Below are 14,128 nucleotides of genomic sequence, written 5' to 3' on the forward strand. Positions count from 1 at the left end.
CAAGCCCACACTCCTTTTTGCTGTTTATAATTTCATCCTACGGAATCGGCTTCCAATTCTGATTCTGACCTCGGTACTTGCGATAGGCTACATAGGCTAACGCAGCTATAATGAAGCTTGCGGCTAACCCTCCCCAAATCCCAAATTCTTGCGATGCCAGCGGCAAGGACAAAGCAGGTTCATCCTTCTCTTTTCCGAACATTACTCTTACCGCATCCTGACCATAAGATACAATTTCAAGCAGGCGGGCACGTTCAACCTTTTGTGAGGACGAAGGAATGCCGGCCGCATATGAGAGCCAGGAATCAAAAGCATTCACAACTTCAGGCTGGCGGGAGACAATCACTGCCGGCCGGATGTTATCATACCTGCCCTGCAGTCTTTCCAGAGCTGTTTTCCAGCCCGCCAAATCATTTGCAACCGCACTTTGCTCCATCGCATTTAAATCCTCGCGAATCAGCTTGTAGTACTGAAGCCAAATAGGCTGGCGCGGATGATTAAGACTGTTGGCAGCTAGACGTAGCTTGGCGGCTGCCGCTTCCCATTGCTGTGGATTTATTTTCGCGCCTGCCACGGTAGCCTTCAGGTCCATAATGACCCCTGACAATGCATTAATACCCTCCACAGAGGTCATTCCTTCAAAGGATGAGGACACAAAGATCTTGGAGATCGCTTCGGTCTCCTGTCGGACCTTCATTACATCTCCTTCCAAAACATACCCATACAATGCCTCAGCAGCTTGTTCCAGCTGCTGCGCTCCAGTCTTTCCGCTCATTACTGCCAAACCGTTGCCCGAACTAATGTCGGCGCTTTGCTTCGAAGCTTTGCCAGACCCTTCACCAGCATCCCCTAGCGCTGCTGAAGCCTTCACAACATCCATACTGGACAGCAGCCAGCAGAATACTAGAACAACCACTACATAATATCTCCCGCGGAGCATGAGACATCCCCCTCCTACTTAAGAAGAAACGACGTTGTCGTCTTTTAAAGACGATATTCGTTTCTCGTAAAATTATAAGGATAAAGCATAGTATAAAACTTATACTTCTTATAATTCTAAATGTATGGCAGGGGGACAAGGGATAGAACTGCTTACTAACGTCTATTCTTGAACTGATAGATTGACTCTACCGGTCTTTGTCTTCTACTAAACAACCAAGCAGCTGCAACACTAAGCAGCGTAAGCACCATTGTAAAGTACTGTACCTGTATAACATAATCGTTCAAAACAGAAGGTAACCACGGATAGATTCCGTAAGAATAATCCAGCATATCGTTGGCGAGTGTCCAAAGCAGGGCTAATGGGATCATTTTGCGGAAAGAAAAAAACCTCGCATAAATCAATGCTTCAACTGCCATCCCCGTATGGGAGATTACCAGCATCCAATCTTTCCAAACCAAAACATCACCGTGATAACCCCCGGCAAAAATAATACTCACTGCCCATATCCCGTACTTCACTGACGTAACGACCGCCAAAGCCTCAATAAGTTCCCTTACATTGTTTCCTGTGTAGCTTTTTGGAGGGAAGAGCATCAGCAACAGAGCCAAGGTAAAAAACAAACTTGCGGTTGGACTATCCGGAACAAATGGAAGCAGCCAGTGTGGATAATTAGCCGCAGTGAACTCCAGTTGATTGCCATACCATATGTAACCATAAATTGTACCCAGGAAATTTACGATAAATAACAACCAAATAATTCCCCGGTTCTTAAACAGTTTGTTAAACCAATGAACTGGCATACAGATTATTAACCTCCCCAAGTAATGGCACTTTGCATTTAGACATACAAAAACCTGACCGCATGCACGATCAGGTTGCGTTATCATTATTTTACTGTTCGCTTTTTTGTTTGGCAAGCCAGCCGGCCAAGGTATCAATATCCGCTTCTGATAGACCTGCTCCCAAGGCGGTATCGTACATTTTCGGCATCTGCCCTTGACCCTCTTTTATAATAGTAAGGATTGCTTCTTTGTCATGAGTGTCTCCAACTCCACGAAGTGAAGGTCCGCCCGCCCCTTTCAAATCCGCTGCGTGACAGGAGATACAAGTGGCTTGCTTGAAGAGCCCCATAGCAGGATCATCCTTGTCCACAATCGCTACTTCTTTTGGCTTAACGGCACTGGAGGTCGGAAGACCCTTTGCCCTGTTCTCCGCCGCCTTTTCTTCCCTTTGAACATCTTCAGGAATCTGATCCGTTTCAGCCATTTCATGTTTGTATTCAGTCCAGGCTGTATTGGTCAAATAAACAATTGCTGCAAGTGACAAGAACATTAAAGATGAAGCAATCGGCCTACGGTAAAAGCGACGCTCTCTACCCGTATCCAGAAAAGGAGCCAACAGAAGTGAACCAAAAGCTACACCAGTAACTCCTAGTGTACCCAGAACGATATAATCGCCCGAAGCATATGGGAGCTTCAAATACTGATAGAGGAACAAGAAATACCAGTCAGGAATCGGGATAACCGTAGCACTAGCATTTGCTGGAAACCCTAGCGGAGCTGGCTCTGAAATAGTAAGGACTAATATTCCTACAAGTACAACGACTCCGACCATCCATTCCTTCAGTAGAAAGTTAGGGATAAAGGCTTCCGATTTGCCGGGGTAAGCCGTGTAGTCCGGAGGTGTGATAAATCCGTTCCCTCTGCGAACTCTGGAATCACCGACATATACAACCTTTTCCTTAGAATTGTTTCCATGCGCCATCCGTATTCCTCCTCTCTCAGATTAACTTACAACGGTCCGGAAATCCCTTGTCTGCGGATCATAATAAAGTGTCCTACGAGCAGACTAAGAAGCACCGCTGGGAGGAAGAATACATGTAATGCGAAAAAACGAGTTAAGGTTTCGGCACCAACAATCGTTCCACCTTGCATCAGTTCCTTCAGCACCGGCCCCATCACTGGAACAGAATTGGCTATTTCAAGAGTTACCTTTGTTGCGAAATAAGCTTTATTATCCCAAGGCAACAAGTAACCTGTTAAACCAAGTCCCAACATTACGAAGAAAATCAGCATTCCAACTACCCAGTTCATCTCGCGCGGCGCTTTGTAAGAGCCTGTAAAGAAGACGCGCATTGTATGAAGGAACATCATAACAATTACTAGACTTGCGCCCCAGTGATGCATCCCGCGGACAATCTGTCCAAATGCAACACTTGTCTGCAAATACTCAACACTAGCATAAGCATTAATAATGTCCGGAACATAATACATCGTTAAGAACATACCTGATAAAATCTGTATGACTGTAATAAAAAAGGTCAGTCCGCCAAAGCAATACACGAACGCAGAGAAATGATGGGCCGGATTAACATGCTCAGGAACCTCGTGATCGGCCACGTCTCTCCAAATCGGCGTAACATCCAGACGTTCGTCAATCCAGTTATAGACATTTTTAAACATCAGAACTACGCCTCCTCACGAGCTACTGTATTTGGCACAATGTCTCCCAAAAGCACCCACCCGTTATCGAATTTCGTTTTATACTGGTCAAGCGGCTTAGGAGCAACTTCGAGATTTTTGCCAAGCTTTGTATAACGTGCACCATGGCAAGGGCAGTGATATTCGTCCGGATGAGCTTTATCGTTGTTCCACCCGACCGTACATCCCAAATGTTTACAAATCGGTGAAAGCGCATAAATATCACCCTTCGCGTCTTTCCGGATCCACGCAGTGAGTGTCGCTGTACTGTCGTACCATCCGTCCTTCTGTTTCAATTCAAAAGTAAATTCCTGGGGCTCTTCGGTGATTTTGCTTATCTCAGCAACCTTGATAAAATCTCCAGCACCCTTCTTATGTAATATCGGATCCACGACAAAACGGACCATGGGGAGAATTGTACCCGCCCCCATAAAAGCAGTGGCGCCACCAAGCGTGTAGGTCAAAAATTGCCTGCGCGACATCTCTTTACGGCTGGGTGGTTGTTCAGGCCATGTCTCCTGTTGTTCATTATGGCTGCTCATACTGTTATATAACCCCCTTCTCAAGATATAAGAAAGTATCTGTGGTGTCCGATCAGAGATGTCTCAATATAAATAATCCGTTTTCAAATCTTTTCAATGAAATACATCACATACCATTTGGATTCAACCTAATAATAGCTTAGGCTCCAAAACCCGTCAAGAATATTGTCTAATTTGTGACAGGCTAAAAAGCGGTTTCAACCTATAATTGTTGATTTTCTGTCACATTTATAAGGAGTTCATCCCCGCCACATGTCTTGAATTTTCATACTAATTTCACTGTTATTCCTCCCTTCTTGAGAAGCCTCAATGATAGGCAGAGAGAGAACTAAATCGCTTTCATAGATTTGGCTTTCTTGGAGAGGTACATCCGCTGTCAACACCACTACATGCTGGAAACCACTGGATTTGACTTTTTGGCAAATCTCATTAATTAAATTCACATAGCCCTCTCCAGCGTACTGAATGGCTGGGTAAGTCACGATCCGCCCTTTGAACGGTATTTCCACCATATCCATGAAATTACGTAATCTTTCGAGTGCCTGAACGGTCTCAGGAGGACTCTCAAGTCCACTTAATCCTGTAAAAGGTATGAGACATGTATCATAGAATTTTTGATTTTCTTCCCAAGTGTCCACTTCAAAATCGCTGAATTTCATTCCCATTCATCTCCCTATGTATAATTGTTAATTTTTCCGTTCTTTCGCAAAGCTTCCTGAAGTTATAGAACCCATTATATTGAAGGAGGAGGAGGAACGTCCAGATTTAGATTTTATATTTTCGTTCGATTAAGCAAATTGAGTAGATTATAAGCAAAAAAAGAAATGCGCTAAGCGCATTTCTTTATGCCAAACTTTTAAGTTCCTCAGTAAGATTTCGGAAAGCCATCTCATCTCCGGTAGCCAGCGCCGTGTCAATCTCACGGTGCAAGATGTCGGAGCGACGCTTTCGCAGCGCTTCATCCCACACCATTTCTGCCGCAAGTCCTAGCATCACTTCATACGTAGCCTTCATTTTGTCCATTCGATACACCTCCGCTGTTTAAGAGATCCTTTTTTCTTGTTATTTGATATTTTGATATCCATCAAGATGATTATGTTTTCGGTTTCAAGAGAATCGGCACCTACTAAAGCATATTCATCAATCCTGTCTTCGTTCTACATATTTGCCCATTCCGCTCAATACTTCCTCTATTGTACCCATCAGCAACAATAACGGATTCCTACATCTGCGTATGTAATCCCCATAAGCATTTCGCACACGCACCTCTACCGAAGATACTTAGGCACGGCTGTCTCTATCCCCCATGGCGTCATCATCACAGCGAGTCCACCAGAAGTCTCGCCCAATTTAAGCATCCCTAGGTGCACCATCATCCGTATTATACGTTGCTCTAGAATAGAAGCAGCACTGTCATAATAAAACGGTTTAATTAGCCACCCCACACCATCCACTAAAGAAGGTACTGTCACCCAATTACCGGCGCTGATGCTTATCCAATACACAAGTGAAGGTAGATTTGGCACAGCCCCTTTATATAGTCTTAACCAAAAAGAGAATATCTGCATCAACGAATCACATTTTCCATCGTTTAACACAGCCTCACCGGTCGCAGTAAGCCTTAGCCGGAAGCCTTCCTCAGAGATCCAGCGGCGGTGACGAATATAGTCATACAAAAGCGCAAATCTTGGAGGATAATGCTCACAAGCTCTCCCATAACCAAACCTCCAACCGCCTTTGCTAAGAAGCTCCTCCGGAATATGAAGCGCGTTCATCACACCTTGCTGATAACGCCTATACATTGCCCCTTCCTGATTCAGTTCTGGCTCATTGTCCTTAATATATCTCAGCAGCATTACCAGATCACTGATCATTAATTCTCCTTCACTGCGATACATCACAGGTTCAGGGCTAGTTGCGATGCTCTCTTTGATATGTGCACTCATCGTCTCCCGAAAACGCTCTTTTAAATCTTTGGGTACCTGGTACAAATATCTGGTCTGCTGCGAGGAACCACTAAAGAGCCAGCCTCCACTTTTGAAGCGTGAGACCATCTCCCGGAAACCTCCAGTTTTTCCTTCAGGTGCATCAAAAGATGCTTGCCTTGCCACAGCCAATAAATCCTCAAGACTAAAGTAGGTGCGTTCATCAAAAAGCAATGTATTCAAAAACCGTAAATCCTCCGGAGCGCATTCCCGGATATGAGACTCCATAAAACTTCTGCTTCCAAGCATAATCAAAATACTTTGGATCAAGTCGTGTTTGGAATTCTGTTTGCATTCACACCGGTAGCGGCCCGCTATGGCGGTCAGCTGTCCAATATCTGCATAAGTAAGCATATCCGCCAGATTCATGTTTTATCGCCTCACCGTTTTACTACCATTATGGGGAATACTGCCTATTTTATTCCCTTTATTGCAAAAAAAATAACCCGAAGCCCGGGTTAATGCTGATTTTGCAGGATATGGCGAGTACAATTATATAAAATAGGGTTCCATTCCCGCTCTTTCTTCTCCAGAATCGTCAAGGATAGATTGCCAATTCGTTCAGAATACTTATCCTTGTAAAGAGCAGTATACAGCTGAGCAAGAAATCCTCCATGGGATATGACGAGTATATTCCGATTGGGATGCAATGCAGAAATATCTTCCATAAAAGCAAGAGCCCGAGCCTGAAGCTGTTCGTCGGTTTCTTGACCGAGGGAGAGCTGGCTCCATTCCTTCCCCCACTTCTCTTCACGTTCTGCGGCAGTAAGCCCTTCTACCTGCCCATAAGCACGTTCCCGGATACGCTGATCAGGTTCTAATAGCGGAATCCCTAACTTGTCAGCAATAATCTTACCGGTCTCAGCAGCGCGGGAAAGATTACTAGTAACGCAGCAGTCCCAGCTGTACGGTTCCTGTAATAAGCGGTCAGCAAGCATTGCAGCTTGCATCCGTCCTTCATCATTAAGTGGAATATCACTTTGTCCCTGTATTTTCCCTATCGCGTTCCAGTCCGTCAATCCATGGCGTATCAAGCCGATTAGCATGTTGCCTCCCCCTTTTCAGCAAAGTATTTGTCTCTTAATGTAACATGGATGAAATAAAAAGTCTTCTTTTTATGAGTTTTACAATGCAAAAAGCCCCTCATTACATTAAGTAAAGGGACTCATTCAATGTTCTGAATATTATAAACAACGGAAGCAAAGACATACGTCTAATAACCCTCTATGATCGGCGATAACGATTCAGCCTAGTTAATGAAAATACTGCAAAGCCTACACCTAACATTGATAACATCATCCAGTATTGAGGATGAGTGGGTCCCATACTTACTACAAGGGGTTCAATGATCCCACCTTCAGAGCCCAAAATTGGATACGTTGATTGCCATTCCATCGAGGATCCAGCGACACCTGTCTCCACAATTCCACTCTGAGCAACAACTGCATCACCTGGAGTTCTGAACATCGTAAAATAAAGAACGCTGGACAGAAATATTGCCAGAAAGCATGCGATCCATAAGCTAAGCCGATGGCGAACAATAGCAGAGGTCCCAGCAGATTTCCCGTCACCGGGCATCAACCATGGACTCTCTAAATAAATCCGCTCCATGACCTTAACATTTATGGCTTCAGCACGCTCTTCACTGATCTCTTCCCTCAAATCTTGCATAAGCAGGCTGCTCTCTTGCCATAGAGCCCATTCTGCAGCGCAGTAAGGACAAGTTTCAATATGTCTTTCAAGTAAAATCCGCCTAGGATGTGTGGGGGGAGCGTCCCACAAGAGCGGAATACATTCTTGCGCTTCCCTGCAATTCATTCGCCTTACACCCTCTCAACCTGCTCTTCAACTTCAGGCTCATTGAAATAGGATTCGAGTTGAAGCTTCACACTACTCCTGGCACGAAACAATAATGATTTCACTGAGCTTACACTCTGATCTAAAATTTCTGCGATTTCTTGATAGTCCATTTGATCATATTCACGTAGGATAAGTGCAGAGCGTTGTTTTTCGGGAAGATTATTTATCGCCTCACGGACCAAATTCATCCGTTCATTGCGCAATGCAGCCTGCTCGGGTGCAACTTCAAACGGTGCTACTGGTGTATATCCACTCTCTTCCAGAGATACATTACCGGCACGGTTCTTGCGAAGCTCACTTAGAACAGTGTTGCGGGCGATAGTGTACAGCCATGTTGAGAATGAAGCATCTACCTCTCGAAAGGAATGCAAGCTACGAAATGCCTTGTAGAAGGTCTCCGAACAAAGGTCCTCTGCGATAAGCTCCATATGTGAATTTCTAAGCATATGATATACAAATGCTAGTATTTTACGTTGATAGCGACGCATTAATTCTGAATATAATTCCGTGTTTCCTTGTTTGATTTGCTGGATCAACTGGGAATCCGTCATGGTGAGATTGGCCCTCCTCGCCCTTGCACGTCTTTTCCCATCCGGTCCGTACTTATTATACCGGTTTGGGCTTTAAAAGTTGCGGTGTTACTGCAAATTTTTAGTTTTTTTATGAAATACACCTATGTATATTCAACTACCCGATAATTAAGGCATGATGTATATGAAGAAGACAAAAAGAAATAAGGCATACTTCTAATTTTACATAAATATAGAAACGAATCTAGAAACATACCTGCTCTATTGTACCACATATTCTCATAGGATGACATTAATAGACTTTAGATAGGTCGACTCGCCAGCAAGACCCGACATTGGATTTCTGACTTAGAATCCGGCTTTAAAAATAACACATTTATCAATTTTTAAAAACTGTTGACAAAATGTAAACGTATACATATAATAAAAGTACAGTATGGTTTCTCTCCACTCCTATCCAATACTTAACGGTTCCAATTTATTGTGAACTGTAGCCGCTTACTTTGTAAGCGGTCTTTTTTTGTCCTGAAAGCGCTCTACCTTTTTTTTAGATGATCTATATTAGATTATTTTTAATATAGCGAGCGAATTAGCTTCCACAAATCCCCACAATCATCTATTACCCCGTCTACGTCCACTTGAAGAGATATCTGCTCATTACGTTTCCCAATGGCTTGCAGCCCTGCGTTACGGCTCGCTTGTACGTCATTCATTGGATGATCACCTACAAATATAGACTCCTCTGCGCTCACCCCATTGGTATCCCTCCTTTTGCAAAAATAAAGGATTAAACCGGGGAAGGTGATAAGCCTACGGGCAGGTTCGTTACATAGACGTCATTTGCATAGCTGCGTGTGTAATCCACCCTCTAATCCTAATCGTATGGAAAAGAGTCAGGATAAACAATATACTAGCTATAAAGTTATTTGTTGAGGTGAATTTGAAATGGATGAAATCGATGAATCAAAACAACTGGTACTACAAATCGGCGGTGCCTTGAAAAAGTACAGAAAAGAAAAAAACATGAGCTTAGACGACTTAGCGGAATTAACGGGCGTAAGTAAACTTACTCTGGGGAATATCGAACGTGGCGAGACAAATCCAACTTTGGCGATAATATGGAAAATTTCAAAAGGCATATCTTTGCCCCTATTAGCTTTGTTCAAATCTGAAGACCCTGTTAGTTTGTATCGAGCAGGCGAAGGTCTTCGGTTTTCTAATGATCAAAAGAATTGGATCATAGAACCCGTCTTTAAAAATGTAAGCAACGATATTGAAATGTGTCGGGCTTACTTACAGCCAAATAGTTCGTATCACCCTGAAGGTCATCATGTGAATACAACTGAAATTGCGACAGTAATGACTGGTTCCATTGAAATACGAGTCGATGGAGAAATGTACACATTAAATCAATATGATACGATCAGTTTTCGTGCAGATCGCCCTCACTCTTATACCAATCATACGAATAGCGAAACAGTGCTCCATATCTCCTTAAAATATGGTTTCTAAAAGTCGAAAATTTCACCTATTACATGCAACTCAGTATTCCATTCTAAATGGAAACTCTGAGTTGTATTTTTTTATCTAATATAAGCATTTCAAGTTATAGAACTATCTCAATAAAGTAAACTTTAAAATACTTATTGTTAAATTTAATATACTATACTATACTTTCATTGTCCGCGCGGATATTAGTACGCATTAATTCTGGGAGGGAAAATGAAGAATGCCGAATAAAAAATTCGTACCATCATCTTTAGGGCTGCTACTACTCGGCATTATTATTATTGCCGCAAATTTACGTGCTCCCTTAACCTCGGTCGGTCCTTTAGTGGGTCTCATAAGGGATGACGTTCATATTTCCAATACTTTAGCAGGCTTGATCACAACGGTACCTTTACTTACCTTTGCTTTATTATCGCCTCTAGTACCAAAACTAGGACGTAGGTATGGAGTTGAACTTTTAATTTTGTTTGCCCTGATCTTTTTGACTGTTGGAATTGTAATACGTTCTTTATCTGGGGCTGCAAATCTGTATATTGGAACTGCAATTCTTGGATTTGCAATTGCCGTTTGTAATGTATTAATGCCAAGTTTAATCAAACGTGATTTCCCTAATAAAATCGGTGCCATGACTGGTGTATTTGCAATTTCAATGAGTTTATCTGGAGCGATCGCCTCGGGAATCAGTGTACCGCTAGCTGCAAACGCAGGTTTAAAATGGCAGGGTGCATTGGGAATTTGGGGGATCCTAAGCTTTGTATCGATCCTCTGCTGGTTGCCTCAATTAAGGAAGCGTACGAAGCAAACAGCCTCGACGAGTCAACAGATGACCGGCAATGATGTGAATGTTTGGCGTTCCCCTCTTGCCTGGCAAGTAACCTTGTTTATGGGGATGCAGTCTATGATTTTCTATGTGCTGATCGCATGGTTGCCTGAAATTTTAAAACAGCAAGGCATTGACTCAAGCCAATCAGGATGGTACCTCTCAATAATGCAGTTAGCACTGCTTCCATTTACCTTTATTGTCCCCGTTATTGCAGGGCGAATGTCAAATCAACGTTCGTTAGTGTTCATTACAACCATTTTGCTTTTGACGGGAACGCTCGGACTGCTTTACGGAAGCTCCAACATCATTCTGTTGTGGATCATCATACTCGGAATTGGTGGAGGCTGTGCCTTTAGCTTGTCCATGATGTTTTTCGGTTTACGTACTAAAAATGCGCATCAAGCAGCGGAACTGTCTGGTATGGCGCAATCGATCGGATATCTGCTTGCCGCAATTGGTCCTGCCCTTATAGGATATTTGCATGACACGACAAATAGTTGGAACGTGCCACTTTTCATACTGCTTGGAGCTTCGGTCTTACTCTTTATTGTCGGTCTAGGAGCAGCAAGAAATCGTTTTGTAGGTAACCAAGCTAGTTACGAAGAAACAAACTCAAGTACCAGAGAATTTCTTGGAAGAAATACTGATCGAAATGAAGAAAGCGAGTTGGGGAACAGTTGCAACAAACCAAACCTAAATTAGAGTCTTCGGGTATTAATCCGGAAGCATTTTGCGGCACTCCTTTCTTTGCTTCGTTGATCAAAAAACATTTAGCTTGTACGAAGACGCTATCGGACACAGTTGACCTTAAACGCAGCATTAATCCACATTTGGGATGCTAACGGACCGCATAGTAGCTATTGGCACGAAAAACACCCAATATAAGTCTCTTTATGTGAAATAGCGTCTGTGGAGTCCGAAAGACTGCTTCAAAGGCAAAAAACGAGCAAATAACGTCATTAGGGTCCGTAAGTACTAGGTGGTACTTATACTGGTACTTATACTGGTACTTATGGTGGTACCGATGCCGATGACGATACTGACGGCATGTTGAAATAAGCAACCAATAACCCAAAAAACAAAAAAATAGCGATTCTCTATTCACATGAGAATCGCTATTTTACTGTTTTTTATGATTTAAAAATGAACCCGAACTAACCTTAATACTACACGTATACCGTATAATCATGATGCTGCAACAGGATCTTCGCCCGCTCCATATCGTTCTCCTGACGGAAAGAGAGACGCATAATCCCCGGAACATCTTCACGGCTTTCGATAATTTGTACGTTGCTAAGGTTAATTCCTTGATCCCCCAGCTCTGTAGCAATACGACCGATAATCCCCGGATGATCCGGTACATCAATATGTAGGTCAAATAAAGGTGCTATCATACCTTTACGCCGTTCAGGCAATTGACTACGGAAGCCATTGGCTTCATGAAATGCCTCTTCAATCCCTACACCATCTTCACTTTCCAGCAAACGAACAAAAGAAGAAACTTCCTCGTTCCAATCCTTCAATAAACGAAGCATCACTGAACGATTGTTTAACAAGATATCACGCCAAATAATTGGATCACTGGACGCAATCCGTGTAATATCCCGAAAGCCCCCTGCAGCTAACGTACTATACAAGGAGTCAGTATCATCATAAGCTTTAATCTGATTTACCAGCGCAACGGCAATAATATGTGGCAAATGACTAATGGCGCCTACAATCTCATCATGACGTTCTGGATTAAGGCGTACAATCTGCGCTCTAGTAAGGTGGAGTAAGGACTCCAACGCATGATAAGCCTCGTCTGGCACTCCCGGTGGAGGCGTTAATACGTAATAGGCATTCTCAAACAACAGCGATGAAGCTGCCTCAACACCTGAACGCTCTGATCCTGCCATAGGGTGACCGCCGATAAAATGTACTCCAGGAATATCCAAAGAGACCGCGCATGCGGCAATACTAGCTTTCGTACTTCCAACATCTGTAATGATGCAGCCGGGCTTGAGCGGCAATTTGCTTAACTGCTGCAAATAATCCTCTAGCATACCCACCGGCACACATAAAAAAATGAAATCGGCATCGATTGCCGCTTCCTCCACAGACAATGTGGCACTATCGACCACACCTCTGCTAATATACTTACTCGCGGATTCAGGACGGTGGGCATGGCCAACGACGGTCAGGCCCTCCTTGCCTTTAAAGCAAAGGGCCAGTGAGCCTCCGATCAGACCGACACCGAATATTGCTATTTTTGTCGTCATGTTCTTTGAACTACCTGCCTTCTTTAGTCTTGACTTGCTGTTATTACTAAGCGCGTACTCCACTCTCTATAAGAGTTTGTTCCAGCGCGGTGATAAAAGCTGTATTCTGCTCAGCCGAGCCTACAGTAACCCGAATATAAGTCGGATAAACCTGATGACCCGCTCTTACGATGATTCCTTTACGCATCAAAGCATCAAAGACCTCTGTAGCAGGCTTACGAACATCTACCATGATGAAGTTCCCGTGTGCCGGGAAGGATTCTAGACCCAGACGTTTGAATTCACCTTGCAATTGGACAATACCCGCGCTATTAAGACGACGGCATTCCTGTACGTAATCTTGATCATTCAAAGCAGCAAGAGCTGCAGCTTGAGCAAGTCGTGAGGTATTAAAAGGCTCACGTACCTTGTTGATCAACGAAATGATCTCAGGACTCGCAACACCGTATCCAATACGCAATGCAGCTAAGCCATAAATTTTGGAGAATGTGCGAAGCACAACCAGATTCTTGTAACGAGTCAGTAACTGGATACCATTGGAGTATGAAAGATCTGTTACATACTCACAGTATGCCTCATCAAGGACAACCATTACATTGGAAGGCACAGCATCCAGGAAAGAAAGCAAAGCTTCCTCTGGAACAATCGTACCTGTTGGGTTATTCGGATTACAGATCCAGATAACCTTAGTGCGGTCCGTTATACGGGCCAGCATCCCATCCAGATCATGTGTACCTTTTACAAGTGGCACCTCAATAGATACCGCACTTTCGATGTCTGCGTTACTCTTATACACGGAGAAGGTTTGGTCCGCCATGATTGTCTCATCACCCGGTAAGAAAAAGGCACGAGCAATAAGTGCAATAATCTCATCTGAGCCACAGCCAAAAATAATATTGTCGTTATTCACGCCAAGACGGCTGGAAAGTGCTGAAGTCAATTCAACGGCTGAGCCGTCCGGATAAAGATAAAGATTCTCAAGTTCTGCTAGAATTGCTTCTTTTGCACTCGGTGAAGCTCCATAAGGGTTCTCATTGGATGCAAGCTTAATAACCTCACTTAAGCCAAGCTCCTTCTTGACTTCGTCTATAGGTTTCCCTGGTTTGTAGACAGGGAGATTAACTATATTCGGTTTTGGATTCATACAATAGTCCTCGCTCTCCATAGTTGATTACTCCACTATACACAGGTCAGA

16 protein-coding genes are annotated in these 14,128 nt (G+C 43.5%); 2 read left to right on the plus strand and 14 right to left on the minus strand.

The features are described from left to right. Window positions 1-37: 37 nt before the first annotated feature. The 12 genes from MKY14_RS11625 to MKY14_RS11680 form a co-directional block, all read right to left on the minus strand. A complete protein-coding gene (locus tag MKY14_RS11625) occupies window positions 38-940 on the minus strand; it encodes a sporulation protein YpjB (RefSeq protein ID WP_076127530.1) in 903 nt (300 codons plus the stop codon). Between the two features lie 155 nt (window positions 941-1,095). Next, a complete protein-coding gene (locus MKY14_RS11630) occupies window positions 1,096-1,743 on the minus strand; it encodes a DUF1405 domain-containing protein (protein WP_076127528.1) in 648 nt (215 codons plus the stop codon). 91 nt (window positions 1,744-1,834) lie between these two features. Beyond that, window positions 1,835-2,707 (minus strand): menaquinol-cytochrome c reductase cytochrome b/c subunit, encoded by an 873-nt coding sequence (locus MKY14_RS11635; protein ID WP_076127526.1) that lies wholly within the window; start codon window positions 2,705-2,707, stop codon window positions 1,835-1,837. Between the two features lie 26 nt (window positions 2,708-2,733). After that, window positions 2,734-3,405 carry a menaquinol-cytochrome c reductase cytochrome b subunit gene (gene qcrB / locus MKY14_RS11640; protein WP_036676266.1) on the minus strand — a complete coding sequence of 224 codons (672 nt, stop codon included), beginning with the start codon at window positions 3,403-3,405 and terminating at the stop codon, window positions 2,734-2,736. A 5-nt stretch (window positions 3,406-3,410) separates the two neighbouring features. Further along, window positions 3,411-3,965, minus strand: coding sequence for a QcrA and Rieske domain-containing protein (locus tag MKY14_RS11645; protein ID WP_076127525.1), 555 nt, complete (start codon window positions 3,963-3,965; stop codon window positions 3,411-3,413). A 239-nt stretch (window positions 3,966-4,204) separates the two neighbouring features. After that, window positions 4,205-4,624 (minus strand): DUF2487 family protein, encoded by a 420-nt coding sequence (locus MKY14_RS11650; RefSeq protein WP_076127523.1) that lies wholly within the window; start codon window positions 4,622-4,624, stop codon window positions 4,205-4,207. Between the two features lie 184 nt (window positions 4,625-4,808). Continuing rightward, window positions 4,809-4,988, minus strand: a complete 180-nt coding sequence (locus MKY14_RS11655; RefSeq protein ID WP_036676261.1) for an IDEAL domain-containing protein — start codon at window positions 4,986-4,988, stop codon at window positions 4,809-4,811. Between the two features lie 245 nt (window positions 4,989-5,233). Further along, window positions 5,234-6,319: a hypothetical protein gene (locus MKY14_RS11660; protein ID WP_076101463.1), complete on the minus strand. Its 1,086-nt coding sequence runs from the start codon at window positions 6,317-6,319 to the stop codon at window positions 5,234-5,236. An 89-nt stretch (window positions 6,320-6,408) separates the two neighbouring features. Next, on the minus strand, window positions 6,409-6,996 hold the full coding sequence (locus tag MKY14_RS11665) for a histidine phosphatase family protein (protein ID WP_076127520.1): 588 nt from the start codon (window positions 6,994-6,996) through the stop codon (window positions 6,409-6,411). Window positions 6,997-7,174: 178 nt separating this feature from the next. Next, window positions 7,175-7,621 (minus strand): hypothetical protein, encoded by a 447-nt coding sequence (locus MKY14_RS11670; protein ID WP_051490909.1) that lies wholly within the window; start codon window positions 7,619-7,621, stop codon window positions 7,175-7,177. Between the two features lie 152 nt (window positions 7,622-7,773). Further along, window positions 7,774-8,361, minus strand: a complete 588-nt coding sequence (locus tag MKY14_RS11675; RefSeq protein WP_036676255.1) for an RNA polymerase sigma factor — start codon at window positions 8,359-8,361, stop codon at window positions 7,774-7,776. Window positions 8,362-8,912: 551 nt separating this feature from the next. Next, window positions 8,913-9,092, minus strand: coding sequence for a hypothetical protein (locus MKY14_RS11680; RefSeq protein WP_076127519.1), 180 nt, complete (start codon window positions 9,090-9,092; stop codon window positions 8,913-8,915). Window positions 9,093-9,285: 193 nt separating this feature from the next. Between MKY14_RS11680 and MKY14_RS11685 the strand changes: the two genes are divergently transcribed. Further along, window positions 9,286-9,852, plus strand: coding sequence for a helix-turn-helix domain-containing protein (locus MKY14_RS11685; protein WP_038572428.1), 567 nt, complete (start codon window positions 9,286-9,288; stop codon window positions 9,850-9,852). A gap of 217 nt (window positions 9,853-10,069) precedes the next feature. Then, entirely contained in the window at window positions 10,070-11,374 is a 1,305-nt protein-coding gene (locus MKY14_RS11690) for a CynX/NimT family MFS transporter (protein ID WP_081393605.1), read from the plus strand. 464 nt (window positions 11,375-11,838) lie between these two features. Here MKY14_RS11690 and MKY14_RS11695 read toward each other — a convergent pair whose 3' ends face one another. Continuing rightward, window positions 11,839-12,933 carry a prephenate dehydrogenase gene (locus tag MKY14_RS11695; RefSeq protein WP_036676253.1) on the minus strand — a complete coding sequence of 365 codons (1,095 nt, stop codon included), beginning with the start codon at window positions 12,931-12,933 and terminating at the stop codon, window positions 11,839-11,841. Between the two features lie 46 nt (window positions 12,934-12,979). Continuing rightward, entirely contained in the window at window positions 12,980-14,077 is a 1,098-nt protein-coding gene (gene hisC / locus MKY14_RS11700; protein ID WP_340976506.1) for a histidinol-phosphate transaminase, read from the minus strand. Window positions 14,078-14,128: the final 51 nt, after the last annotated feature.

This window comes from Paenibacillus sp. FSL R5-0887 (genome assembly GCF_038002305.1).
Taxonomy (GTDB): domain Bacteria; phylum Bacillota; class Bacilli; order Paenibacillales; family Paenibacillaceae; genus Paenibacillus_AQ; species Paenibacillus_AQ odorifer.